This window comes from Neisseria sp. LACPHL-SPEC-2024-00856 (assembly GCF_047915665.1).
Classification (GTDB): domain Bacteria; phylum Pseudomonadota; class Gammaproteobacteria; order Burkholderiales; family Neisseriaceae; genus Neisseria; species Neisseria polysaccharea.
In genome coordinates this window covers 194,516-220,949 of sequence record NZ_JBLRPR010000001.1, presented here as the reverse complement: position 1 = coordinate 220,949, position 26,434 = coordinate 194,516, and the positions used below count along the sequence as shown (strand labels likewise).

Genomic DNA, 26,434 nt, shown 5'->3' with positions numbered 1-26,434 from the left:
TACTATAATTTATAAATAAGCTGCTTTGTTATTTTTTCGTTTATAAATTCAGAAGGAATAAAATTGAAACCTTATTTGTTGATTGTAGTATGTTTTTTAACCGGATGCGGTGTGCGTTCCGTGCGACTTCCCGAATGGCAGGCAATTGATGGCAGCCGCACTGATGGTACGATTACTTTGGCTTATGAGCAAAATTTCCGCTCCCGCTTAATACCCCGCATAGGACAAGATAACGAGGTGGCGAAAACTCGTTGCCGAGTTTGGGGTTACAACAGTGCCGAGGCGTTTGGCGGTTCAACACGAAGCTGCGTGGCAACTCCCGCACGCGCCCATGCCAAAGTGCCGTGTCTGATTTGGCGATTTGAAAAACGCTATCAATGTACCAACCATGTCAGCGATAAAGTGCAACACACACCAGTGCAATACACGCCAATGCAACAGCAGCCCATTCAAAACAACATCACGATTGAATTAAGTCCCACCAACGTACCGCAAGTTAAAACGAAACAAACTAAATAGGCAACCTGAAAACCCATTTCAGGCTGCCTGAGACCTTTGTAAAATTCCCCAAAATCCCCTAAAGTCCCACCAAGACATTTAGGGGATTTTCCATGAGCACCTTCTTCCGGCAAACCGCCCAAGCCATGATTGCCAAACATATCGACCGCTTCCCACTATTGGAGTTGGATCAAGTGATTGATTGGCAGCCGATTGAACAGTACCTGAATCGTCAAAGAACCCGTTACCTCCGAGACCACCGCGACCGTCCCGCCTATCCCCTGTTGTCCATGAAGCCGTCCTGCTCGGACAATGGCACAGCCTCTCCGATCCCAAACTCGAACACAGCCTCATCACCCGCATCGACTTCAACCTGTTTTGCCGTTTTTAGGCAAACAAAAAAGGTTTTCAGACGGCAGTCTGAAAACCTTTTTCTTACTTTAAATCAATTTTAAAACCAGCAATTAATCTTTCAACACATCTTGCACAGCCGCCTGAATCTTAGCCGCCGCTTCAATTTGCCGTTGTTCGGCAGATGGGTTTGCCGCTGTTTCAACCGGAGCAGTTTGTAAAGCAGGCTCAGATTCAGGCTCAGATTCAGTTTGCGGCGCAGTCAGCGGCAAACGCGCCAATACAGTGCTGACGCCGGTTACTTTATCGCCAATCGCCACTTGCGCCTGCGCATCGACAGGCAGATACATATCCACGCGCGAACCGAAGCGGATAAAGCCATAACGTTCGCCGCGAGACAGTTTCGCACCTGCTTGGGTGTAGCACAAAATACGGCGCGCCACCAAACCGGCCACTTGAACAAAAGTAATTTCACGACCTGAAGCCGTAGTCGCCAAAACCGCATTACGTTCATTTTCCGTGCTGGCTTTATCCAAATCCGCATTCACGAATTTGCCTTTGTTATAGACCACTTTCGTTACCGTACAATCGGCAGGCGATTTTTGAGAATGCACGTTGAACACGTTCATAAAAATACTGATTTTCAAAGCATCGACATCACGATACGGATCGCGTGCGCGCTCGACCACCACGATACGGCCGTCAACAGGGCTCAACACCGCTTCAGGGTTTTGCGGAATCTCACGCGCAGGGTCGCGGAAAAACTGCAGGGCAAATACGGTAAACACCCAAAACGGCAAAGACCACCAGCCGCAACACATCGACACCAGCAGGCTCAAAGCCAAACCGCCGCCGATAATCGGCCAGCCCTCACGGGCGATAATCGGGTGGGGGTAAAGACGGTTCATTTGTCATCCTTTTGTTCAAGCGGGTTAAAATTGCCGCCATTATAACGGAATCTGCCGCGTTCCGCCGACAAATGCCGTCTGAACGCGGCTTCAGACGGCATCCGAGAAAGTGCTACAATATCGGTTTTCCTTTATTTTTCAGGCGGCATCCATTATGTGCAACCATCATCCCCAACATTCGCACGACAACGACACCATCCGCATCCGCGGCGCGCGCACGCATAATTTGAAAAACATCGATTTGGACATTCCGCGCCACAAGCTCGTGGTGGTAACAGGATTGTCGGGCAGCGGCAAGTCGTCGCTGGCGTTTGACACGCTGTATGCCGAAGGGCAGCGGCGTTATGTCGAGAGCCTTTCCGCCTATGCGCGGCAGTTTTTGCAGATGATGGACAAACCCGACGTCGATTTGATCGAGGGTCTGTCGCCCGCGATTTCCATCGAGCAGAAATCCACCAGCCACAACCCTCGTTCCACCGTCGGCACGGTTACGGAAATCCACGATTACCTGCGCCTTTTGTACGCCCGCGTCGGTACGCCGTATTGCCCCGAACACAAGCTGCCGCTGTCGAGCCAAACCGTATCGCAGATGGTCGATGCCGTATTGAAACTGCCGGAAGATACACGCGTGATGATTCTGGCACCGGCAGTGCGCGAGCGTAAGGGCGAGTTTGTCGATTTCTTTGCCGACTTGCAGGCACAAGGTTTTGCGCGGGTACGCGTGGACGGCGAAGTCTATCAGCTTGACGAAGTACCGAAGCTGGAAAAAAACATCAAACACAACATCGACGTGGTCATCGACCGCGTGAAAGTGAAGGCGGACATCAAGCAGCGGCTGGCGGAAAGTTTTGAAACCGCGCTACGCCACGGCAACGAGCGCGCGCTGGCGATGGAGATGGACAGCGGCGAAGAACATTGGTTCTCCGCGCGTTTCGCCTGCCCCGTATGTTCGTACAGCCTGCCCGAATTAGAGCCGCGCCTCTTTTCGTTCAACAACCCGATGGGTTCCTGCCCGACTTGCGACGGCTTGGGCAACACCAATTTCTTCGATCCCGAAAAAGTAGTCGCCCATCCCGAATTGTCGCTGGCTTCGGGCGCGATTGACGGCTGGGACAAGCGCAACCAGTTCTATTTCCAAATGATTCAGTCGCTGGCACGGCATTACGGTTTTGATGTGCAGGCTGCTTGGGAAACCCTACCTGCAAAAATCAAAAAAGTCGTGTTGCACGGCTCGGGCAAGGAAGTCATTGATTTCACCTACCTATCCGAACGCGGCACCACCTTCAACCGCAGCCACGCCTTCGAAGGCATCATTCCCAATCTCGAACGCCGCTACCGCGAAACCGACAGCGAAACCGTGCGCGAAAAACTGCGCGAATACCAGAACCACCGCGCCTGCCCAAGCTGCGGCGGTGCACGTTTGCGCAAAGAAGCGCGCTACGTTTACGTCAGCGGCGAACCGTTGCACGAAGTCTCCGCCTGGCCGCTGACCAAAACCCACCAATTCTTTGAAACGCTGGATTTGGACGGCAACAAAAAACAAATCGCCGAAAAAATTCTCAAAGAAATCACCGAGCGGCTCGGCTTCCTGATTAACGTCGGACTGGATTACCTGAATCTAAGCCGCTCCGCCGAAACCCTTTCCGGCGGCGAAGCCCAGCGCATCCGCCTCGCCAGCCAAATCGGCAGCGGACTGACTGGCGTGATGTACGTTTTGGACGAACCCTCCATCGGTCTGCACCAGCGCGACAACGACCGCCTGCTCGCCACCCTCAAACGCCTTCGCGATTTGGGCAACAGCGTGATTGTGGTCGAACACGACGAAGACGCCATCCGCGAAGCCGATTTCGTCGTCGATATGGGCCCCGGCGCAGGCGAACACGGCGGCAACGTATTGATTGCCGACACGCCAGAAAACGTCGCCCAATGCGAAAACTCCGTTACCGGACAATACCTCAGCGGCAAAAAATCCATTGCCGTGCCGTCTGAACGTACGCCCGTCAATCCCGACCGAATGCTCGTCCTCAAAGGCGCGCGCGGCAACAACCTCAAAAACGTTACCCTCGAACTGCCGCTCGGTTTGATTACCTGCATCACCGGCGTATCCGGCAGCGGCAAGTCCACCCTGATTAACGACACCCTCGCCAAAATCACTGCCCGCGAACTCAACCGCGCCCAAGAAGAACCCGCCCCATACGACGACATCCACGGTCTCGAACACCTCGACAAAGTCATCAACGTCGACCAATCCCCCATCGGCCGCACCCCGCGTTCCAACCCCGCCACCTACACCGGCCTGTTCACCCCCATCCGCGAACTCTTCGCCGGCGTACCCCTCTCGCGCGAACGCGGCTACAACGTCGGCAGATTCTCCTTCAATGTCAAAGGCGGCCGCTGCGAAGCCTGCCAAGGCGACGGCGTGATTAAAGTCGAAATGCACTTCCTGCCCGACGTGTACGTCCCCTGCGAAGTCTGCCACGGCAAACGCTACAACCGCGAAACCCTCGAAATCCAATACAAAGGCAAAAACATCAGCCAAGTCCTCGACATGACCGTCGAAGAAGCCCGCGAATTCTTCGACGCCGTCCCCACCGTATCGCGCAAACTGCAAACTCTGATGGACGTAGGTCTCGGCTACATCCGCCTCGGCCAATCCGCCACCACCCTCTCCGGCGGCGAAGCCCAGCGCGTCAAACTCGCCTTGGAGCTATCCAAACGCGACACCGGCAGAACGCTCTACATCCTCGACGAACCCACCACCGGCCTGCACTTCGCCGATATTGCCCTGCTGCTGGAAGTGATAGGCCGTCTGAAAGGCAAAGGCAACTCGATTGTGATTATCGAGCATAATCTGGACGTGATTAAAACTGCAGATTGGATTGTGGACTTAGGGCCGGAGGGCGGCGATGGGGGGGGTACAATTATTGCTTGTGGAACGCCGGAAGGGGTGGCGGAAGAGAAAAATAGTTATACTGGGAAATATTTGAAAAAACTCTTGTGAATTTGCATTTAATAAAAATATTTCTATATTATTCAAATAATTTATTTAGGATAATTAGTTATGGCACAGCATAAAAAAACCGAAACAACAGATCTAGATTCCTCTCAACCTACCCAAAATCCATCTTCTCATAATACAGAGCAAAAAGGAGATATTGCTGAGTCCACGCCCAACCAATATAACAAACCCAAATGGTATAAAACCGAATTTATTGAAATTACTATGGTGATTTTGAGTCTTACTTTTGGAGTTTGTGCATTCTATGAGTATTTCAGAATTCCCAAGCTAACTAATGAAATTGATGATTTGAATAAAAAGATTCAAAAGTTAGAAGCTTCAAATGCTTATTTACAAAATGAGTCAATAGTCGCAAAATTAACTAGAGTTAATAAACTTTTGAATGAAAGTTTAGAAAGCAAAGAATCAGCTCTTGTATCAAAAGACCAGTTAATTCAAAAGCTCGAGCGATCTGAAACTAATCTTAATTATCAAATAAATGAGTTAAAAGGAAATATTCAGAAGTGGGATAGTGCATATAAGGAGATCAACAGTAGATTTATACGTTGTTCAGCAAATTTTGGGTTTAAAAGAGAAATTGATAATCTTAGACAAAAAATTGAGCATAATAATAATGAAATTAACGGGTACGCCCCAACTGAACGAAAAATCAATACATTAACTATAGATAATCAAAATTTGAATGAGATGATTCGTGGCTATCAAGAAAAGATGCAGTGCCAAAATTAACGACCAATAATTCGTGTAGCAAGCCGTAGCCTGCATATCCAACCGACCGCGTGCGTGGCTACGCCACACACCCTACCTGTGAATCGCACGGAGCTTCAAAGCCAACGTGTAGGGTGTGTGCGGTACGCACGCATGCGGTTGCTTGATTGACGGTTTACCGTTTCAACATTTCAGACGACCTCCAATGTCGTCTGAAAACATCAGCTTCAACAAAGTTAAAACCTTAAACAACAAATCATTCCTTCTCCAACACCCAAACCACAAGCAAAAATCCTATGGCGCGTTATCGCAGAAACTTCATTGCCGGCGGCACATTCTTTTTCACCGTCAAACTCGCCGACCCGAAATCGCGCCTGCTTGTCGAACATATCGACTTCGCGGGCAGCTTATATGGATGTGCAAAAACAATATTCCTTTGAAACCGTCGCCGTATGCGTGCTGCCGAACCATATCCACGCCATTTGGACGCTGCCGCCCGATGATGCGGATTATTCCCTACTCCGGCGGCTGATTAAAACCAAATTCTCCGCACATTTCCCTCATGCCCAAAACCTGTCTGCAAGCAAACAGCGGCGGCACGAACGCGGTATTTGGCAACGGTATTTTACGAACACACCGTGCGCGACGAAACGGATTTGCAGCATTGCGCGGACTACATCCATTCCAATCTTATCAAACAAAAAATGTCGCGTGCTAAAACAGAATCCCGCAAAAAATAATATCAGTCTTTTCAAATGTAATACTTATCATTCCCTGACTTCAAAAAAGACGCGTGCAACCTGACTTACGGGTTTGCTCCTGTTTGACCGATAAATATTCTGACTGCATCAAAGGGCAAAAATAATGTGGGTATGTTGAGGCTGCCTCTTTTTGAAATGACAAACAAAATGCCGTCTGAAACCCGATTTCCGGTTTCAGACGGCATTTGATGTTCAATCAGTTGTCAACCCTGATTATGCCAAACCTTTTGCTTTCAACACTTCCAGCATGGTAGTGCCCAACTCGGCAGGGCTGCGAGTATAGGCGATACCGGCTTTTTCAAACGCGGCGAATTTTTCCTCGGCAGTACCTTTGCCGCCGGAAATAATCGCACCGGCGTGGCCCATGCGTTTGCCTTTAGGAGCGGTAACACCAGCGATGTAACCTACAACAGGTTTGGTTACGTTGGATTGGATGTATTCGGCTGCTTCTTCTTCCGCAGTACCACCGATTTCACCAATCATGATGATGGCGTCGGTATCTGGGTCTTCTTGAAAAAGTTTCAGTGCATCGATTTGGTTCATACCGGGAATCGGGTCGCCGCCGATACCGATACAGGTTGATTGACCCAAGCCCAGTTTGGTGGTTTGTGCCACGGCTTCGTAAGTCAATGTACCGGAACGGGAAATAATACCGATGCGGCCCGGAGTGTGGATGTGGCCCGGCATAATGCCGATTTTGCACTCGCCCGGAGTAATCACGCCCGGGCAGTTAGGGCCGACCAAGCGGGTACCGTTGCCGTTGGTTTCCAAATAACGTTTGGCTTTGAGCATGTCCAGAGTTGGCACGCCTTCGGTAATCACAACGACCAAGCCTACGCCTGAATCAACGGCTTCAACGATAGAATCCAAAACAAACGGAGCGGGAACGTAAATTACAGATGCGTCCGCGCCGGTTTCTTTAACAGCTTCTTTCATGGTGTTGAATACAGGCAGGTTCAGGTGGGTTTGACCGCCTTTGCCCGGGGTAACGCCGCCGACAACTTTAGTGCCGTAAGCCAGAGCTTGTTCGGAGTGGAAAGTACCGTTTTTACCGGTAAAACCTTGAACCAATACTTTGGTGTCTTTATTAATCAATACGCTCATTCTTTTCTCCTTAGGCGTTTACGGCTGCGACAATTTTTTCGGCTGCGTCATTCAGGCCGTCTGCAGAAGTCAGTTTCAGGCCTGATTCGTTCAGGATTTTCGCGCCGAGTTCGGCGTTGTTACCTTCCAAACGAACAACGACAGGAACGTTGACATTGATTTCTTTAACGGCTGCCACGATGGCTTCCGCAATCATGTCGCAACGTACGATACCGCCGAAGATGTTGATCAATACGCCTTTAACAGATTTGTCTTCCAAAATCAGTTTGAACGCTTCAACCACGCGGTCTTTGGTTGCGCCGCCACCAACGTCCAAGAAGTTGGCAGGTTGGCCGCCTTTGAGTTTGATGATGTCCATAGTAGCCATCGCCAAACCGGCACCGTTAACCATACAGCCGATGTTACCTTCCAGGGCAACATAGTTCAGGTCGAATTCAGAAGCTTTCAGCTCACGTTCGTTTTCTTGAGATTTATCGCGCAATTCGGCGATTTTTGGCAGGCGGTAGAGAGCGTTGCTGTCGATACCGATTTTGCCGTCCACGCAAGCCAGTGCGCCGTTTTCGCGAACTGCCAATGGGTTTACTTCAAACAGGGCGAAGTCGTTTTCGATAAACGCTTTGTACGCGCCGGTCATCAGTTTGACGAACTCGTTGATTTGTTTGTCTTTCAAGCCCAGTTGGAAGGCAACTTCGCGAGCTTGGCAAGGTTGCAGGCCGACCAACGGATCAACGGTTACTTTGAAGATTTTTTCAGGAGTTTCGGCAGCAACTTTTTCGATTTCTACGCCGCCTTCGGTAGAAGCCATGAATGTAACGCGGCGGGTAGAACGGTCAACCACTGCGCCCAAGTACAGCTCGGTTTGAACCGGATACATGTCTTCGCAAACCAAAACGCTGTTGACAGGTTGACCGTTGGCATCCGTTTGGTAAGTTACCAAGTTGGTGCCAATCAGGCTTTCAGCCACTTCTTTGGCTTCTTCGCGGCTTTTAACGACTTTTACGCCGCCCGCTTTACCGCGGCCGCCGGCGTGTACTTGTGCTTTGACAACAGCGAATTTACCGCCCAATTTGTCGTAAGCTGCAGCGGCTTCTTCGCCGTTGTGCGCCAAAATACCGCCTTGCACGGGCAAACCGTAGCTAGCCAGCAGTTCTTTAGCCTGATACTCGTGTAGATTCATGGATTTCTCCTTAAGGTGAGTGGGTCTTAGGAATCGCCCTGCGGACAATCCTATATTTTCAGACGGCACTATTGTTTACTGAAAGGCAGCCACATCCTCGCCAACAAATACATGACCGCGCCGCCTCCCCCGAGAATAAAAAAGACGATGCCTTTTTTACGCGAATTCGGGCAGAGCAGGTAAACGGCAAGGCTGAAACTGATAAACAACAATGCCACGCGCCAAACCAATTCTTTATCTTTGAAACGGTTGAGCGTATAAGTTTCGGTCATCATCACATACATCTGCCACAATGCGGCCATACACATGCTGATGATACCCATCGGTATAAAGAAAATACCGACTATTTCTTTGTTCATAATGAATGTAAATGCTGTTTGTTTGCCTGACGGAATTATAAATCAGAAAACGAAGCTCTCGGAACATTCAATTTGTCGAAGGCCTTAAGGCCGTCTGAAAAGTTTCAGACGGCCTTAATGTCTATCAACCGTGCAAAGCGCGTTTGTCGGCCGCCAATGCAGCTTCGTGAACCACTTCGGACAAGGTTGGGTGGGCATGGATAATGCGGGCGATGTCTTCGCTGCTGGCGAAGAATTCGAGCGCAGTCACGCCTTCGGTAACCAATTCGCTAACAACCGGGCCGATCATGTGTACGCCCAAGATGCGGTCGGTTTTGGCATCTGCCAATACTTTAACCGTACCTTTGGCTTTGCCCATTGCCAATGCGCGACCGTTTGCACCGAAACCTGAAGTACCTTTTTTGTACTCCACGCCTTCGGCTTTGAGCTGTTCTTCGGTTTTACCCACCCAAGCGATTTCAGGATCGGTGTAAATCACAAACGGTACGTTGTTGAAGTCGATATGCGGTTTTTGACCGGCAATGCGCTCGGCAACGGCAACGCCTTCATCGCTGGCTTTATGTGCCAACATCGGGCCGCGAACCACGTCGCCGATTGCCCATACGTTAGGCAGGTTGGTACGGCATTCGCCGTCTACTTTGATAAAGCCGCGCTCGTCTTTTTCCAAGCCTACGGCTTCGGCGTTCAGGCCTTTGGTGTTTGGAATACGGCCGATGGCAACGATCAGTTTGTCGAATACTTCGGTTTTGGCTTCGCCGGCAGCAGTTTCGTAAGCAACGGAAATGCCTTTGCCTTCAGATTTGATGTCGCCGATTTTCACGCCCAATTCAATGCTCAAGCCTTGCTCTTTGGTGAAGTATTTGAAGGCTTCTTTAGCGATTTGTTGGTCTGCGGCAGCCAGGAAGGTCGGCGCGGCTTCAAGAATGGTAACTTCTGCACCCACGCGGTTCCATACGGAACCCATTTCCAAACCAATCACGCCGGAACCGATCACGCCGAGTTTGGCAGGTACTTCGGTCAGGTTCAATGCGCCTTCGTTGTCCAATACGTTCACATTGTCGATAGCGACTTGTGGCAGCGGACGCGGTACGGAACCGGTTGCTACGATGACGTGTTTGGCTTCGATAACGGTTTTCTCGCCTTTGTTATCGACTTCGATTTGGTAGGCATCGCCATTTTTACCGGCAAAGGAAGCCGTACCGAACAGGCTGGTTACTTTGTTTTTTTGGAACAGGAATTTTACGCCGCCGGTCAGTTTGGTCACGATGGCATCTTTGCGCTCAATCATTTTGGCCGCGTCGAATTTTACGTCGCCGACAGTGATACCGTGTTCGGCAAAATCGTGTTGCGCAGCGTGGAAATGTTCGCTGGATTGCAACAGGGCTTTGGAAGGGATACAGCCTACGTTCAAGCAAGTACCGCCCAATGCAGGGGCATTGCCTGCTTTGTTAACGCCTGCATCGACGCAAGCGGTTTTGAAACCCAGTTGCGCGGCACGGATGGCGGCAACGTATCCGCCCGGGCCTGCACCAATCACTACTACATCATATTGAGACATCGTGTCATCCTTTGCTTTTGCAGTATCTCAAAATAAAAACGATACTTTTTGTTTCTTTTTTATTTTGAATGACTGCGTTTTGATGGTTTTAAGAAAAGACCGTCTGAAAGTCCATATCTGTCGATTCATTCGAATCAAATGTTTCAGACGGCCTCAATCGTTCGTTGAGCCTATTGTAGCACGATACTACATTACGCTACATCTAAATATAGTGGATTAAATTTAAATCAGGACAAGGCGACGAAGCCGCAGACAGTACAGATAGTACGGCAAGGCGAGGCAACGCCGTACTGGTTTAAATTTAATCCACTATAAAAATTCAGACGGCCTTTTCATTAACAAATAAAAGGCCGTCTGAAACGATTACAGATCCAACAACAGGCGTGCCGGGTCTTCCAACGCGTCTTTAATGGCTACCAAGGTCAATACAGCTTCGCGGCCGTCAATGATACGGTGGTCATAAGACAGAGCCAGATACATCATTGGACGGACAACAACTTGGCCGTTTTCAACCACGGCGCGCTCTTTAGTGGCGTGCATACCTAAAATTGCAGATTGAGGCGGGTTGATGATCGGGGTGGACATCATAGAACCGAAGGTACCGCCATTGGTAATACTGAATGTACCGCCGGTCAGATCTTCGATAGCGATTTTGCCGTCTTTGGCTTTTTTCGCGTAATCAACAATTGCTTGTTCGATGTCGGCAATGCTCATTTGGTCGGCATCGCGCAGGATTGGCACAACTAAACCGCGTGGGCTGCCGATGGCGATACCGATGTCGAAGTAGCCGTGGTAAACGATGTCTTTGCCGTCAACAGAAGCATTCACAACCGGATATTTTTTCAGGGCGGCAACAGCGGCTTTAACGAAGAAGGACATAAAGCCCAATTTCACGCCGTGTTCTTTCTCGAATTTTTCTTTGTACTTCGCACGCAAGTCCATGATTGGTTTCATGTTGACTTCGTTGAATGTAGTCAGAATGGCGTTTTCTTGTTGAGAAGCCAGGAGGCGTTCTGCAACACGGGCACGCAGGCGGCTCATCGGTACGCGTTCTTCGGGACGTGCGCCGGCAGGAAGTGCAACGGCAGGAGCAGCGGCTGCGGCAGGTTTAGCAGCGGCATTTTGTACGTCTTCTTTCAATACGCGACCGTCACGGCCGGAACCTTGCAATGCGTTCACGTCAACACCGGTCTCGGCAGCCAGTTTGGCGGCGGCAGGCATAGCGGCGTTGTTTTGCGCGGCAGCAGGAGCGGCGGCCGGGGCTGCTTCGGCAGGCGCGGCTGCAGGTGCTTCAGCAGCAGCAGTAGCAGTAGCAGCTGTATCGATGCGTGCCAAAACTTGGTCGGCAACAACGGTTTCACCGTCTTGCGCTACGATTTCAACCAATACGCCGGCTTGTGGAGAAGGTACTTCCAAAACCACTTTGTCCGTTTCGATATCGATCAGGATTTCGTCACGGGCAATGGCTTCGCCAACTTTTTTCTTCCATTCCAAGAGCGTGCCTTCAGATACGCTTTCAGACAGCATAGGTACTTTTACATCAATAATCATTTTGTGTCTCCAATGGCCCTTTCAGACGGCCTGTTGTGTGTTTTTAATTCTGCATATGGGTGTTCCGCCTGAGTAGCCTCAGACGGAATGCTACTTGGCTTACAACGCTAAAGCGTCTTCAACCAATTGTTTCAATTGAGCAATGTGTTTGCTTGAGTAGCCCACTGCAGGCGATGCGCTGCTTGGACGACCGGCATAAGACAGTTTTTGCTCTTCGCTGATAACGTCTTCGATGCGGTGGCGGATTTGGTAGAACGCGCCTTGGTTTTTCGGCTCTTCTTGTGCCCAAACCACAGATTTTGCGTTCGGATATTTCGCCAGTTCGGCTTTAACCTCGTCGTATGGGAACGGATACAGCTGCTCAACGCGGACAATAGCGACATCATCTTCCAGTTTACGTTCGGCTCGACCGGCTTCCAAGTCATAGTAAACCTGACCGGCACACAATACCACGCGTTTCACGCTGTCGTTGCTTGCGCGTTCGGCGGTATCGCCGATAACCGGACGGAAAGTCGAACCTTCGGTGAAGTTTTCCAGCGGGCTCATTGCACCTTTGAAGCGCAACAGGCGTTTGGACATGAAAATCACCAGCGGTTTGCGGTATGAACCCAAGACTTGACGTTGCAAGATGTGGAACATTTGCGATGCTTCAGACGGCATGATGACTTGCATATTGTTCTCAGAACACAGTTGCAACCAACGTTCTACGCGTGCAGAAGAGTGCTCGGGACCTTGACCGTCGTAGCCGTGCGGAAGGATGGTGGTCAGACCACACAAACGACCCCATTTGGTTTCGCCTGAAGACAGGAATTGGTCAATAGTCACTTGCGCGCCGTTGGCGAAGTCACCAAATTGAGCTTCCCAAATGGTCAGCTTGTCAGGAGCGGAGCAGGCAAAGCCGTACTCGAACGCCATCACGGCCTCTTCGTTCAAGATGGAGTCGATAACCAGGAACTCGCCCATTCCTTCGCCCATATGGCGCAGGGGAACATAAGTACCGTCGTCCCATTTTTCGCGTTTTTGATCGTGCAATACGGCGTGGCGGTGCGAGAACGTACCGCGTCCCGAGTCCTCACCGGAAATACGCACGCCGTGACCTTTGGTTACGAGGCTGGCGTATGCCAAGGTTTCGGCCATACCCCAATCTATGGCCTGCTTGCCGGATGCCATGGCTTTACGCGCTTCAATCACACGTTTTGCAGTCGGATGCAGGGCAAAGCCTTCCGGTACGGCGGTAAACTTCTCAGTGAGACGTTCAATATCTGCGGCAGGCAAACCAGTTTCGATGTGTTCGCGCCAATCTTTGCCTTGGTATTTGCTCCAGTCGATTTGTGTACGTTGGAAGTTGCTCAAAGTTGTTTGTTCAACATGTTCGCCTTTGTCCAAAGCATCACGGTAGGCTTGGATGTAACCGTCAGCCTCAGCTTGAGTTACCACGCCTTCGGCAATCAGTTGCTCGGTGTACAAAGCACGCGCCCCCGGGTGTTGCGATACTTTTTTGTACATCATCGGTTGGGTCAAGGTCGGATCATCACCCTCGTTGTGGCCCCATTTACGGTAGCAGACAACGTCGATCACAATGTCTTTATGGAATTTTTTGCGGTAATCCAAAGCAGCTTGGATGGCAAAGCAAACGCGCTCAGGATCATCGCCGTTCACATGGATAACCGGGGCGGAAACCATTTTTGCGATATCGGTACAGTGTACGGTTGAACGGGTATCGCGGATATCGGAAGTGGTAAAGCCGATTTGGTTGTTGATCACGATGTGAACCGTACCGCCGGTGGTATAACCGCGTGTTTTAGACAGGTTGAATGTTGCTTGGTTAACACCCAAACCGATAAATGCGGAATCGCCGTGAATCAATACCGGCAAGACTTTATCGCGACCGTTTTCGCCCAAACGTTTTTGTTTGGCGCGTGCAGAACCTTCCACTACCGGGTTAACAATTTCCAAGTGTGACGGGTTAAATGCCAAAGAAACGTGCATCGGGCCGTGAGGGGTGGCAATATCGGAGCTGAAGCCCATATGGTATTTCACGTCGCCGCTAGGCAATTTGATTTCAGCACGGCCTTCAAATTCAGCAAACAGATCAGCCGGTTTTTTGCCCAAAATGTTCACCAAAACATTTAGACGGCCACGGTGTGCCATACCGATGATGACTTCTTCCACGCCGTCTTTACCGGCGTTTTGAATCAGGTAGTTCAAACCGGCAATCGCACTTTCGCCGCCTTCTACACCAAAGCGTTTTTGACCGACATATTTAGTATGCAGGTAGCGTTCCAGAGTTTCGGCAGCAGTCATTTCTTTCAAGATACGGCGTTTTTGTTCAACGTTGTAGCTTGGCGTAGACAGTACGCTTTCAAAATAATTGCGTACCCAGCGACGCTCTTCGGTATTTGGGATGTAGATGTACTCCACCGCGATATGACCGCAGTAGGTTTGTTTGAGGTTGCTGATGATTTTGGAAAGAGGCAGTTTGCCCTGACCGGAAAAATCGCCCTCGCCCATATTGAATTGAATCGCCATATCGGCATCTGACAAACCGTGGAACTTAGGATCGAGAGCTTCGATATTTTGAGGTGGGATACGTTTGAGCGGATCAAGTTGGGCTGCACCCACGCCTTGTATACGATAGGCAGAAATCAGACGCAGAACGCTGACTTGCTTTTTCATCATTGCCTCATCCACACCACCCGCAACGGCTGCAGCAATTTTCTTTTTAGCCAAAGTGGCAAATGATTCACGAATCGGTGTGTGGGCAACATCGACAGCGACTGCGCCCGGCTGTTTACTCAAATCGGTAAAGTACTGTTTCCATTTTTCATCAACAGATTCTGGATTATCCAGAAACTTTTCATACAACTCCTCGATGTATAGCGCATTAGAACCAAACAGATAAGAGAAATTGAGTTTTTCGTCCATCATGGCGTGAGCTCTTTTCTTTAAAATATAAACAAAGGGTAGAAGTCCGCGTCCTGACGGCGGAACTTATGCCGTCTGAAAAGACACTTCATTCTACCCTATTTCAAACCGGATTGCTTGCATTAGTTTCATTCGACTACAACAATGCTGAACCAACAAACAATCCGACTTTCCGATATTTCCTACTCAACAATATATTAATATAAACTACCTATCATTTACAGATACATAATCCCGACGCGCCGAGCCGGTATAAAGCTGACGGGGACGACCGATTTTCAGCGAAGGATCGCTAATCATTTCATGCCAATGCGAAATCCAGCCGACGCTGCGTGACAGGGCGAAGATAACGGTAAACATTTCAGTCGGGATTCCCAAAGCGGACAGGACGATGCCCGAATAGAAGTCGACGTTTGGATACAGCTTGCGCTCCACAAAGAACGGGTCTTTCAGGGCAATTTGTTCCAATTCCATTGCCAGCTTGAATTTTGGGCTGTCTTCCAAACCCAATTCCTTCAAAACTTCATAACAGGTTTCACGCATGATACTGGCGCGCGGATCCATGTTGCGGTACACGCGGTGTCCGAAGCCCATCAGACGGTATTTGCGTTGTTTCACACCTTCCATATATTCGGCAACATTAGATACATCGCCGATTTCGTCCAGCATCTTCAACACAGCTTCATTAGCACCGCCATGGGACGCACCCCACAGGCAGGCAATACCGGCAGCAATGCAGGCAAACGGGTTTGCACCCGAAGAACCTGCCAGACGGACGGTGGAAGTCGATGCATTTTGCTCATGGTCTGCATGGAGGATAAAGATGCGGTCAAGTGCGCGCGCCAAAACCGGGTTAGGTTTATAATCTTCACACGGTGTAGCAAACATCATGTGAAGGAAGTTTTCAGAGTAAGAGAGATTGTTTTTCGGATAATTGAACGGCAAACCGTTAGAATAGCGGTAACACATTGCCGCGATTGTCGGAATTTTGGAAATCAGACGGTAAATTGCGATTTTTCGGTGTTCGGGATTGGTAATATCCAGACTGTCTTGATAGAACGCAGACAGTGCGCCGACCACGCCGACCATCATCGCCATCGGATGCGCGTCACGTCGAAAACCACGGAAGAACCAAGTCAGCTGTTCATGCACCATCGTGTGGCGGCTGACAGTGGTATCAAATTCTTTTTTCTGCTCAGCTGTAGGCAGTTCGCCGTAAATCAACAGATAACAAACTTCCAAATAATCGGACTTTTCAGCCAGCTGCTCGATGGGGTATCCGCGATAATAAAGCAAGCCTTGATCGCCGTCGATGTAAGTAATTTTAGACTCACAGCTTGCGGTTGAAACAAATCCGGGATCAAATGAAAACAAACCTGTATTTTTTGTCAGCCCCCGAATGTCAACCACATCATGCCCGATGCTGGCTTCCAATACCGGCAGATCCAAGCCTGCCTGACCCGGTACGTTGAGTTTGATTGATTTGGACATATTATCGCTCCTTTGCAAGTTGTAACCCACATTACTGCATCCGCAGCACGTTCTTTGCTTTCAGACGGCCTTTGCATTTTGAAATCTGCCCACAGGCAGATTTCAGATACCTCATACCCGTCTGATTTTTTCAAGCATCGGGATAAGGTGCCCTTTGTCCGTTTCCGAATGCCCGTTAATCAAGGCAAGTAATTCTTGATCCTGAAATTCAAGGATTTCGGAAAACTCGGACAGCTCTTTATCGCTCAAATGCTCGAATTCTTTTTCCATAAACCTGCCGAAGATTAAATCTAATTCCAACAATCCCCGGCGGGTTTGAAAACGGATTTTCCGTTTGGCAATATCGTCAAAAACCATCATTTCTTAAACGGCTCGTTTCAACATAATCTCTTTAATCTTACCGATGGCTCGGGTCGGATTCAAGTGTTTAGGACATACGTCTACGCAGTTCATAATGGTGTGGCAACGGAACAGGCGGTATGGGTCATTCAGATTATCCAAACGCTCATTAGTGATGGTATCACGGCTATCCGCAATGAAACGGTAAGCATTCAGCAAACCGGATGGGCCGACGAATTTATCAGGGTTCCACCAAAATGACGGGCAGGCAGTAGAACAGCAGGCGCACAAAATACATTCGTACAAGCCGTCCAACTCTTTGCGCTCTTCCTGAGTTTGCAGACGCTCTTTGTCCGCATCAATCGGATTGTCGTTAACGACATAAGGTTTGATGGAATGGTATTGTTTGAAGAACTGGGTCATATCCACAATCAGGTCGCGGATAACAGGCAGACCTGGCAGGGGACGGATTTTAACCGGCTGTTTCAAGCCACGCAGATCGGTCAGACACGCCAAGCCGTTTTTGCCGTTAATGTTCATACCGTCAGAACCGCAAATCCCTTCGCGGCAGGAGCGGCGGAAAGACAAGGTATCGTCTTGTGCTTTCAGGCGTACCAAAGCGTCCAAAAGTTTCACGTCGGTCGGCTCCAATTCCAACTCGTAACGCTGCATATAAGGCTTGGCATCAACATCCGGGTTGTAACGGTAAATTTCAAAACTCATTTTTTCCATGAGAAGTGTTCCTTTTCTCATCAACTGCCCAATGATTTTGTATTATAAATTCAAGCAGTTCAATGTGGGTATGGTTAGATTTCAGACGGCCTCTAAGACAGATGCCGTCTGAAAATGCATCAATAAACGCGCTTGGCCGGTTTGATGTATTCCACGCTCAAAGGCTTGGTATGTACCGGTTTGTAAGACAAAGTATTAGTATCTGAATGATACAGGGTATGTTTCATCCAGTTTTCGTCATCGCGCTCAGGATGGTCGTCTGAAGCGTGTGCGCCACGCGATTCTTTACGCGCTTCGGCGGACACCAAAGTCGCTTTCGCTACTTCAATCAGGTTATCCAATTCCAAAGCTTCGATACGCGCAGTATTCCACACTTTGCTCTTGTCTTTGATTTCAGTACGTTTCACGCGCTCGGCAATCGCCATGATTTCTTGAACGCCTTTACTCAGAATCTCATCAGTACGGAACACGCCGGCGTGCAGTTGGACGGAGCGTTGCAGCTCGCGACGCAGCGCATCAACGTTTTCGCCATCGGTTTGATTGTCCAAACGTTCGATACGTTGGCGGGTCAGCTCACCCGCATCGGCAGGTAGAGGTTTCCAACCGCTTTGCTCTTTGATGAATTTAATCATGCTGTCGCCGGCAGCTTTACCGAACACCACCAAGTCCAGCAGAGAGTTCGTACCCAAACGGTTCGCACCGTGTACGGAAGCACAGGCGCACTCACCTGCGGCATACAGGCCTTTTACAGGCACTTCGTATTCGTCTCCTTGCGGCACAACGACTTCGCCGTGGTAATTGGTCGGAATGCCGCCCATCATATAGTGGGTAGTCGGCACAACAGGAATCGGGTCTTTAATCGGATCGATACCGGCGAACTGAATGGAAATCTCGCGGATGCCCGGCAGTTTTTCCATAATTTTTTCTGCGCCGATATGGTCGATTTTCAGTAAGACATGGTCTTTGTTTTTACCGCAGCCGCGACCTTCGTAGATTTCCATCGCCATCGCGCGGGAAACAACGTCGCGAGAAGCCAAGTCTTTTACGGTCGGCGCATAGCGTTCCATAAAGCGTTCGCCGTCGGCATTCAACAGAATACCGCCCTCACCGCGCACACCCTCGGTAATCAATACACCGGCACCAGCCACACCGGTCGGGTGGAATTGCCAGAATTCCATATCTTCCAACGGAATACCCGCACGCGCACAAATACCCAAACCGTCGCCGGTGTTCATATAGGCATTGGTAGAGGACGCATAAATACGACCGCCGCCGCCGGTAGCAAACATCACAGCTTTAGCGTGGAAAATATAAACCTCGCCGGTTTCCATTTCCATTGCGGTAACACCGACGACATCACCATTCTCATCACGAATCAAATCTTGCGCTGTCCATTCCACAAAGAATTGCGTATTGGCACGGACGTTTTGTTGGTACAACGTATGCAACATCGCATGACCGGTACGGTCGGCAACCGCGCAAGCACGTTCTACCGCGCGTTTACCGTGTTCGGCAGTATGACCGCCGAAAGGACGCTGATAAATTTTGCCGCTTTCAACGCGGTCAAAAGGCATGCCCATGTGTTCCAACTCAATCACCGCTTCAGGCGCAGCGCGACACATAAACTCAATCGCATCTTGGTCGCCCAGCCAGTCGGAACCTTTCACGGTATCGTACATGTGCCAGTCCCAACGGTCCTCCTGCACATTACCCAGAGAGGCGGAAATACCGCCCTGCGCCGCTACGGTATGCGAACGGGTCGGGAACACTTTAGACAAAACGGCACAATTCAGACCGGATTTGGATAATTGGAGGGCTGCGCGTAAACCTGCACCACCACCGCCGACAATCACGGCATCAAACTTGCGAACAGGAAAACCCATACTTACCCCCAAATTACTTTAATTGAATACACCAAGCAGCCGACCAGCCAGACGATGGTGGCAACCTGCAAAAACAAACGCACGCCGAAGGGTTTGATATAGTCCATCCACAAATCGCGGATACCCACCCAAGCGTGCAAGAATACGGCGATGAAGCTCACTTGGGTAAATACTTTTACCCAAGTTTGACTAAAAAATGTCTGCCATGCCGAATATTCTTTAGGCAGGGAAAATAGAACCACTAAAAGTGCAACGGTATAAATCAACATAATAACCGCGGTCGCACGTTGCATCGCCCAATCGCGCAAACCGTAATGGGCACCGGTCAATTTACGTTCTACCATAACAACGCTCCCAAAACGACAGTCAAAACCAATGCAGAAGCAAATACGGCTTTAGCGGTATTGCGCGCAGTATTCAGCTCAAGGCCTTTGTGTGCATCCAAAAATAAAAAGCGGATACCGGCGAGAGAATGGTGCAGATAAGCCCACAATACACCGATTAAAACCAGCTTGACCAAAGGATGGGAAACAATGGCACGGTAAGTTTCAAATGCAGACTCTTGACTCAGGGTACCGGACAGGAAATACAGCAAGAAAGGCAGCATAATAAACAGCCCGACCCCGCTGATGCGGTGAAGGATGGAAACTATCCCGGGTATCGGCAGACGGATGTTCGGCAAATCCAGATAAACAGGACGCGGTTTGACAGACATAGTCAATTCCTCTGTAGTTATATATCGACTCAAAAACCGTAAACCCATTGCTACACTGGGTTACATAAACGTTAATTTACCTGTTTTATCCCATTTTGAACAGTGTATTTTAAAAACAAACTGATAGATTTTGACAAACACGCGTGGAAACAGCAGATTAAAAGAAAGATTTTTAGTTTTACCCCCTTCCCGACACGGTATCAGCATCCGACCCCCAACCTCATCCCCAAAAATAAAATGCCGTCTGAAAAAATTTCAGACGGCATTGTTTTGCCATATCGGTCAGGCTTTCAATTTCGCATCGGCATCGCGCAACGCGGTACGCAGACCTTCCTCGATAACGGGATGGTAGAACGGCATATCCAGCATTTGCGGAACGGTCATCTTCATTTGATGTGCCCAAGCCAACAGGTGCGCCAAATGTTCGGCGGCCGGACCTAAGATTTCCGCGCCGATGAAGCGGCCGGTGGCTTTTTCGGCATACAGGCGCATATGGCCTTTGTTTACCAGCATCACGCGGCTGCGGCCTTGGTTTTTAAACGATACTTCGCCGATGACGAATTCGTCGGCTTTGTATTGCGCGGCAACCTGCGCGTATTTCAAACCGACAAAGCCGATTTGCGGACTGGTGAACACCACGCCGATGGTGCTGCGGCGCAAACCGCCGCCGATATTCGGATAGCGGCCCGCATTGTCGCCGGCAATCTTACCTTGGTCGGCGGCTTCGTGCAGCAAGGGTAGTTGGTTAGACGCGTCGCCCGCAATAAAGATATGCGGAATGCTGGTCTGCATGGTCAGCGGGTCGGCAACGGGTACGCCGCGCGCATCTTTTTCGATATTGATGTTTTCCAAACCGATATTGTCCACGTTCGGACGGCGGCCTACGGCTGCCAGCATATATTCGGCAACAAATACGCCTTTTTCGCCATCCTGCTCCCAATGGACTTCTACATTGCCGTCTGCATCGAGTTTGACCTCGGTTTTGGCATCCAGATGCAGTTTCAATTCTTCGCCGAACACGGCTTTCGCCTCGTCTGAAACGACGGGGTCGGAAATGCCGCCGATGATGCCGCCCAAGCCGAAAATCTCGACCTTCACGCCCAAACGGTGCAATGCCTGACCCAGTTCCAAACCGATAACGCCCGGTCCGAACACGGCAACGCTCTTAGGCAGCGTATCCCACGAGAAAACGTCGTCGTTGATAATCAAACGGTCGCCCAAAGACTGCCACTGCGGCAGGATGACGGGACGCGAGCCGGTAGCAATCACGAAACTTTTTGCCGTGATTTGGGTATGGTCGTCGATTTGGACGGTATGTTCGTCGATAAATTTGGCCGAACCCATAATGCGCTTGTCGGCAGGCCACTCTTCCACATCGGCAACGACAAAGCCGACAAAACGGTCGCGCTCGGATTTAACACGCCGCATTACTTCTTCGCCGTTGACGACGATACTGTCTTTGTCCAAATGCACGCCGAACGGGTCGGTATGCAATGCGTGATGGCGCGCTTCTGCGGCGGCAATCAAGAGTTTGGAAGGCATACAGCCCACGCGCGCGCAGGTCGTGCCGAACACATTGTTTTCAATCAGGTAAACATTATCCGAATGTAAACGGGCATTGCGGAACGCGCCCATACCGGCAGTACCGCCGCCGATTACGACGACATCTGCTTGAATTTTTTTCATAATCTTTGTCCTTCCGTTTTCGTCTGAAACACTGCCGACACGGAATATATCGGCTTCAGACGGCATTGAAATATTTTCCCAATCAAAAACATTATCCAGATAAATAAAAACAAAATTTCGATTGAGTGCAACAATATCCAAATCCTCTTATAAATATAGAGTTATTCGGAGCGGTAGTGTAGAACCGCCCGAATAACTCTATCCGGTATATCAGACAGTTTAATCAAACCGCCTTAATCAAACAGCTATCAGTTTTTAGCCAAGTAAGCTTCCAAATCTTCGCTGCCGCCGATGTATTTACCGCCGATGAAGACTTGAGGAGCAGTCATCTTGCCGGTAATGGCGCGTACAGAAGTAACGGTTGCATCTTTGCCCAATACGATTTCTTCGTAAGACAAACCTTTGTCTTGCAAAGCTTGTTTGGCTTTGGCGCAGAATTGGCAACCTGGTTTAGTGAAAATTGCCACAGATTCTTGAGCCTTCCAATCAGGAGCAACGAATTTCAGCATAGTATCTGCATCGGATACTTTGAACGGATCGCCTGGTTCTTCAGGCTCGATGAACATTTTTTCAACCACGCCGTCGTTAACCAGCATGGAGTAACGCCAAGAGCGTTTGCCGAAGCCCAAGTCTTCTTTACCGACCAACATACCCATGCCTTCGGTAAATTCGCCGTTGCCATCAGGAATCATGTAGATGTTGTCGGATTCTTCTTCGGCCGCCCAAGCGTTCATTACGAAAGTATCGTTTACAGATACGCAGTAGATTGCATCAACGCCGTTTTCTTTGAACGCGCCGAACAATTCATTGTAACGTGGCAGGTGAGAAGAAGAGCAAGTTGGAGTAAATGCGCCGGGCAGGGAGAATACGACTACTTTTTTGCCTTTGAACAAATCATCGGTAGACACATCTTTCCAAGTGTCGCCGACGCGGGTGCGGAATACTACGGAAGGTACTTTTTGACCGGTACGATCTTGCAAAGCCATTTTGAGCTCCTTAATAGATAGGTTTAAGAAATGATTGTGAATCGCTGGGCATTCTACCCCGAATAAGTCGATTTGTATAATTTATAGTTCAAATAATATTAATTATTCAAAACTATTAATCACCAACCTCGACCAACTTTTACAGTATATAAAGCCATGCCTAAAAAAAACAAGTCTTATTTGAGAAAAATTCTTAGAAACTCCCCTACGCTCATTTGAAAACAGAAATGCCGTCTGAAAAGTATTCAGACGGCATCTGATCACGTTATCCCTGCTTATTTAGCCAGTTCGGCACGCAGTTTGTGGGTTACGTTCATCATCACTTGGAGTTGTTCCAGAGTTTCTTTCCAGCCACGGGTTTTCAGGCCGCAGTCCGGGTTAACCCACAGACGTTCAACCGGTACAACCTCGATGGCTTTGCGCAACAGGTGCTCCACTTCGGCTTCTGTCGGTACGCGCGGGCTGTGGATGTCGTAAACGCCCGGGCCGATGTCGTTCGGGTATTTGAATTCGCCGAACGCGGTCAAGAGTTCCATGTCGGAACGTGAAGTCTCGATGGTGATCACGTCCGCATCCATTGCAGCAATCGCAGGCAGGATATCGTTGAACTCGGAGTAGCACATATGAGTGTGGATTTGTGTGCTGTCTTCGCAACCAGTAGAGGACAGGCGGAAGGATTCGCCGGCCCAGTTCAGGTAGGCATCCCAATCGGCACGTTTCAAAGGCAGGCCTTCGCGGATGGCAGGTTCGTCAATTTGGATGACTTTGATGCCGGCTTTTTCCAGATCCAATACTTCGTCGTTCAGAGCCAGTGCGATTTGTTTGCACACGGTAGAGCGAGGAATGTCGTTGCGGACGAAAGACCATTGCAGAATGGTTACAGGGCCGGTCAACATGCCTTTCATCGGGCGTTTGGTCAGGCTTTGTGCGTAAGTAGACCAAGCCACGGTCATCGCTTCAGGACGGCTTACGTCACCAAAGATGATCGGTGGTTTAACGCAACGTGAGCCGTAGCTTTGTACCCAGCCGTATTGGGTGAATGCAAAACCGCTCAACAGTTCGCCGAAGTATTCGACCATATCGTTACGCTCGGCTTCGCCGTGTACCAGTACGTCCAAGTCCAGTTTTTCTTGCTCTTCAACCACCAAGGCGATTTCTTTTTTCATCGCGGCTTCGTAATCGGCGGCAGACAGTTCGCCTTTTTTGAAGGCTGCGCGTGCTTGGCGGATTTCGGTAGTTTGCGGGAAAGAACCGATGTTGGTCGTCGGCAGCAGAGGCAGGTTCAACCATGCTTGTTGCGCTTTGATACGGTCGGCAAATGGAGATTTGCGTTGGTCCGCGTTGGCAGGCAGGTCGACCAAGCGTTTGGCAACGTCTGCACGGTGGATTTCGCTGCTGTTGGCACGGGAGTCGGCAGCAGCTTGGCTGGCGGCCAGTTCTTCGGCAACAGAATCACGGCCTTCGTTCAATGCGGCTTTCAGAACGCGCAATTCTTGGGTTTTTTGCAGGGTGAATGCCAGCCAAGAGTACAGGTCAGGTTTGTTGGCTTTCAGTTTTTCTTCAACTGACAAGTCAAATGGAGTATGCAGCAGAGAGCAAGAGCTGGAGATCCACAAACGGGCACCCAGTTTGGCTTGCAGAGGCTCGACAGTTTCCAAAACTTTGTTCAGGTTGGCGCGCCAGATGTTGCGGCCGTCGATGATGCCTGCAGACAGAACTTTGTCGTAGTCGGCAAATGCGTCCAGTTGCTCGGGAGCGCGTACCAAGTCGATGTGCAGGCCGTCAACAGGCAGGGATTTCAACAATGCGGCGTGTTCGGCAACAGAACCGAAGTAAGTGCTCAGCAGGATTTTGGCGTTGACTTTGCTCAAAGTAGCGTAAACGTCTTTGTATGCTTCTACCCATTCTTTAGGCAGGTCAACAGTCAAAGCAGGCTCGTCGATTTGAATCCACTCGGCACCGGCTTCAACCAAAGCAGTCAGGATTTCAACGTAAACAGGCAACAGTTTAGGCAACAGGCTCAGACGGTCGAATGCGACTTCACCTTTTTCTTTACCCACCCACAGGAAAGTCAACGGACCAACAACGGTCGGTTTGGCTTTCAAGCCGAGGGCTTGGGCTTCTTTCAGTTGTTGGACGTAATGTTTGGCGTTCGCTTTGAATTCGGTATCGGCGTGGAATTCAGGCACCAAGTAGTGGTAGTTGGTGTCGAACCATTTGGTCATTTCGATAGCGAATTGGTCTTTGTTGCCGCGCGCCAGTTGGAAGAATTGTTCCAAAGACAGGTTTTGGCTGTCGAAGCCGAAGCGGGCGGGAATCGCGCCGGTGGCGACTTGCAGCTCGAGGATATGATCGTAGAAAGTGAAATCGCCTACGGCAACGTAATCGGCGTTGGCAGCGGCTTGGTGTTTCCAGTTTTTCTCGCGTAAGTCTTTGGCAACAGCCAGCAATTCTTGCTCGCTGATTTCTTTGCGCCAGTATTTTTCTTGTGCGAATTTCAATTCACGGAAGGCGCCGACACGCGGGAAGCCTGAGAAATGTAATGTTGTCATGTTGAACTCTCCAGTTGGATTTTGTAAGGACCGGTTCAATCCGAATCGGTCGGTATTGTAAATCAGAATGGCTCGGATGGGGCGGCGTTTTGCTTTTCAGACGGCCTCGGATGCCGTCTGAAGCCGTTTTCAGCTTTAAGGGCGCACGCCTAAAATATGGCAGATGGCGTAAGTCAGCTCGCTGCGGTTGAGCGTGTAGAAGTGGAAATCTTTCACGCCTTCGCGGGATAAGACTTTGACCATATCGATGGCGATACTGGCGGCGACGAGGTTGCGCGTGCCTTGGTCGTCGTCCAAACCTTCATACATTTGCGACAGCCAGCTTGGGATTTTGACGTTGGTTACTTGCGCCATTTTGCCGAGCTGCTTGAAATTGGTAACAGGCAGGATGCCGGGGACGATTTCCACATCGATGCCCAGCATCACGCAGCGGTCACGGAAGCGCAGGTAGCGTTCCACATCAAAGAAAAATTGGGTGATAACGTGGTTTGCGCCCGCATCGATTTTGCGTTTCAGATTAATCAGGTCGGCTTGTGCGGATTTGGCTTCGGGATGCACTTCGGGATATGCCGCCACAGAGATGTCGAAGTCGGCGACGGAGCGTAATAGCTTAACCAAGTCTTCGGCATAAAACGGTTTTTTCTCGTAACCGGGCGGCTCGTCGCCGCGCAGGGCGACAATGCGGCGGATGCCGCTGTCCCAATAATCTTTGGCAATTTGGCGCAATTCGTCGGGAGAAGCGTCGATACCGGTCAGGTGAGGCGCGGCTTCCAAGCCGGTTTCCTGTTTGATGCGTTTGACGATGCCGTGCGTGCGGTCGCGTTCGCCGGAATTTGCGCCGTAAGTTACGGATACGAACTTGGGATGCAGGGTTTGCAGACGGTGGATGGAGTCCCACAGCATCGTTTCCATTTGTTCGTTTTTCGGCGGGAAAAATTCAAACGAAACGTTAATGTCGCCTTTCAAATCGGAAAGGCTGTTATTTAACGCATTGATTTCTTTTGCGTAATTCATATCCGCATACCTTCGTTATCTTTTATATGATGTTTCAGGCGGTATGATAAGGTTGCACCGAATATGAGTCAATTTCAAAATTTTCAGGTTTATGATGAAAATTTTTAATATTTAGCA

General features: G+C 49.9%; 23 protein-coding genes and 2 pseudogenes. 7 read left to right on the top strand and 18 right to left on the bottom strand.

What is annotated here, in order from left to right; genetic code table 11:
* Positions 1–63 precede the first annotated feature (63 nt).
* Positions 64–519 carry a YecR family lipoprotein gene (gene yecR, locus ACNAU7_RS01270; RefSeq protein WP_416299976.1) on the top strand — a complete coding sequence of 152 codons (456 nt, stop codon included), beginning with the start codon at positions 64–66 and terminating at the stop codon, positions 517–519.
* A 92-nt stretch (positions 520–611) separates the two neighbouring features.
* Positions 612–886 (top strand): annotated as a pseudogene (locus ACNAU7_RS01265) (transposase); the annotation flags it as partial.
* A 76-nt stretch (positions 887–962) separates the two neighbouring features.
* Here the strand turns inward: ACNAU7_RS01265 and ACNAU7_RS01260 are convergent.
* The gene (locus ACNAU7_RS01260; protein ID WP_416299974.1) at positions 963–1,757 is read right to left on the bottom strand and encodes a phosphatidylserine decarboxylase; all 795 of its coding nucleotides are present in this window, start codon (positions 1,755–1,757) and stop codon (positions 963–965) included.
* A 154-nt stretch (positions 1,758–1,911) separates the two neighbouring features.
* Here ACNAU7_RS01260 and uvrA point away from each other — a divergent pair, with 154 nt between their 5' ends.
* The 4 genes from uvrA (at position 1,912) to ACNAU7_RS01240 (ending at position 6,224) form a co-directional block, all read left to right on the top strand.
* Positions 1,912–4,758 (top strand): excinuclease ABC subunit UvrA, encoded by a 2,847-nt coding sequence (uvrA, locus tag ACNAU7_RS01255; protein ID WP_416299972.1) that lies wholly within the window; start codon positions 1,912–1,914, stop codon positions 4,756–4,758.
* 60 nt (positions 4,759–4,818) lie between these two features.
* Entirely contained in the window at positions 4,819–5,505 is a 687-nt protein-coding gene (locus tag ACNAU7_RS01250) for a hypothetical protein (protein ID WP_416299970.1), read from the top strand.
* A gap of 275 nt (positions 5,506–5,780) precedes the next feature.
* Entirely contained in the window at positions 5,781–5,924 is a 144-nt protein-coding gene (locus tag ACNAU7_RS01245; RefSeq protein ID WP_416299968.1) for a hypothetical protein, read from the top strand.
* 171 nt (positions 5,925–6,095) lie between these two features.
* Positions 6,096–6,224, top strand: a complete 129-nt coding sequence (locus ACNAU7_RS01240; RefSeq protein ID WP_416299966.1) for a hypothetical protein — start codon at positions 6,096–6,098, stop codon at positions 6,222–6,224.
* Between the two features lie 65 nt (positions 6,225–6,289).
* Here ACNAU7_RS01240 and ACNAU7_RS01235 read toward each other — a convergent pair whose 3' ends face one another.
* From ACNAU7_RS01235 to lpdA, 5 genes are all read right to left on the bottom strand, one after another.
* Positions 6,290–6,430: a hypothetical protein gene (locus ACNAU7_RS01235; protein ID WP_416299964.1), complete on the bottom strand. Its 141-nt coding sequence runs from the start codon at positions 6,428–6,430 to the stop codon at positions 6,290–6,292.
* Between the two features lie 28 nt (positions 6,431–6,458).
* Positions 6,459–7,349, bottom strand: coding sequence for a succinate--CoA ligase subunit alpha (gene sucD / locus ACNAU7_RS01230; protein ID WP_002221113.1), 891 nt, complete (start codon positions 7,347–7,349; stop codon positions 6,459–6,461).
* 10 nt (positions 7,350–7,359) lie between these two features.
* Complete coding sequence (gene sucC / locus ACNAU7_RS01225; RefSeq protein WP_308018820.1) at positions 7,360–8,574, bottom strand: ADP-forming succinate--CoA ligase subunit beta; 1,215 nt, start codon at positions 8,572–8,574, stop codon at positions 7,360–7,362.
* A gap of 20 nt (positions 8,575–8,594) precedes the next feature.
* Positions 8,595–8,885 carry a hypothetical protein gene (locus ACNAU7_RS01220; protein WP_301669808.1) on the bottom strand — a complete coding sequence of 97 codons (291 nt, stop codon included), beginning with the start codon at positions 8,883–8,885 and terminating at the stop codon, positions 8,595–8,597.
* A gap of 124 nt (positions 8,886–9,009) precedes the next feature.
* Positions 9,010–10,443: a dihydrolipoyl dehydrogenase gene (gene lpdA / locus ACNAU7_RS01215; RefSeq protein ID WP_118786142.1), complete on the bottom strand. Its 1,434-nt coding sequence runs from the start codon at positions 10,441–10,443 to the stop codon at positions 9,010–9,012.
* 204 nt (positions 10,444–10,647) lie between these two features.
* On the opposite strand from lpdA, the pseudogene ACNAU7_RS01210 reads away from it, so the two are divergent.
* A pseudogene (locus tag ACNAU7_RS01210) lies at positions 10,648–10,755 on the top strand (IS5/IS1182 family transposase); the annotation flags it as partial.
* A 51-nt stretch (positions 10,756–10,806) separates the two neighbouring features.
* Here ACNAU7_RS01210 and odhB read toward each other — a convergent pair.
* The 12 genes from odhB to metF all read right to left on the bottom strand — a co-directional run bounded on the left by odhB (position 10,807) and on the right by metF (position 26,317).
* On the bottom strand, positions 10,807–11,994 hold the full coding sequence (gene odhB / locus ACNAU7_RS01205) for a 2-oxoglutarate dehydrogenase complex dihydrolipoyllysine-residue succinyltransferase (protein WP_002233734.1): 1,188 nt from the start codon (positions 11,992–11,994) through the stop codon (positions 10,807–10,809).
* Positions 11,995–12,093: 99 nt separating this feature from the next.
* Positions 12,094–14,922, bottom strand: a complete 2,829-nt coding sequence (locus ACNAU7_RS01200) for a 2-oxoglutarate dehydrogenase E1 component (RefSeq protein ID WP_416299959.1) — start codon at positions 14,920–14,922, stop codon at positions 12,094–12,096.
* A gap of 204 nt (positions 14,923–15,126) precedes the next feature.
* The gene (gltA, locus tag ACNAU7_RS01195) at positions 15,127–16,410 is read right to left on the bottom strand and encodes a citrate synthase (RefSeq protein ID WP_416299957.1); all 1,284 of its coding nucleotides are present in this window, start codon (positions 16,408–16,410) and stop codon (positions 15,127–15,129) included.
* Between the two features lie 111 nt (positions 16,411–16,521).
* Positions 16,522–16,770, bottom strand: coding sequence for a succinate dehydrogenase assembly factor 2 (locus tag ACNAU7_RS01190; RefSeq protein ID WP_019272847.1), 249 nt, complete (start codon positions 16,768–16,770; stop codon positions 16,522–16,524).
* 3 nt (positions 16,771–16,773) lie between these two features.
* Positions 16,774–17,481: a succinate dehydrogenase iron-sulfur subunit gene (locus tag ACNAU7_RS01185; RefSeq protein WP_002241462.1), complete on the bottom strand. Its 708-nt coding sequence runs from the start codon at positions 17,479–17,481 to the stop codon at positions 16,774–16,776.
* A 119-nt stretch (positions 17,482–17,600) separates the two neighbouring features.
* Positions 17,601–19,364 carry a succinate dehydrogenase flavoprotein subunit gene (gene sdhA, locus ACNAU7_RS01180; protein WP_025457932.1) on the bottom strand — a complete coding sequence of 588 codons (1,764 nt, stop codon included), beginning with the start codon at positions 19,362–19,364 and terminating at the stop codon, positions 17,601–17,603.
* Positions 19,365–19,366: 2 nt separating this feature from the next.
* Positions 19,367–19,708 carry a succinate dehydrogenase, hydrophobic membrane anchor protein gene (gene sdhD, locus ACNAU7_RS01175; RefSeq protein ID WP_061704795.1) on the bottom strand — a complete coding sequence of 114 codons (342 nt, stop codon included), beginning with the start codon at positions 19,706–19,708 and terminating at the stop codon, positions 19,367–19,369.
* Positions 19,702–20,079 (bottom strand): succinate dehydrogenase, cytochrome b556 subunit, encoded by a 378-nt coding sequence (sdhC, locus tag ACNAU7_RS01170; RefSeq protein ID WP_014581112.1) that lies wholly within the window; start codon positions 20,077–20,079, stop codon positions 19,702–19,704. The genes sdhD and sdhC overlap by 7 nt, the downstream gene beginning before the upstream one ends.
* Before the next feature lie 282 nt (positions 20,080–20,361).
* Positions 20,362–21,765 (bottom strand): dihydrolipoyl dehydrogenase, encoded by a 1,404-nt coding sequence (locus ACNAU7_RS01165; protein ID WP_416300244.1) that lies wholly within the window; start codon positions 21,763–21,765, stop codon positions 20,362–20,364.
* Between the two features lie 248 nt (positions 21,766–22,013).
* A complete protein-coding gene (locus tag ACNAU7_RS01160; protein ID WP_002221128.1) occupies positions 22,014–22,751 on the bottom strand; it encodes a redoxin family protein in 738 nt (245 codons plus the stop codon).
* Positions 22,752–23,026: 275 nt separating this feature from the next.
* Complete coding sequence (gene metE, locus ACNAU7_RS01155; protein WP_416299952.1) at positions 23,027–25,303, bottom strand: 5-methyltetrahydropteroyltriglutamate--homocysteine S-methyltransferase; 2,277 nt, start codon at positions 25,301–25,303, stop codon at positions 23,027–23,029.
* Positions 25,304–25,438: 135 nt separating this feature from the next.
* A complete protein-coding gene (gene metF, locus ACNAU7_RS01150; protein WP_002217399.1) occupies positions 25,439–26,317 on the bottom strand; it encodes a methylenetetrahydrofolate reductase in 879 nt (292 codons plus the stop codon).
* Positions 26,318–26,434 lie beyond the last annotated feature (117 nt).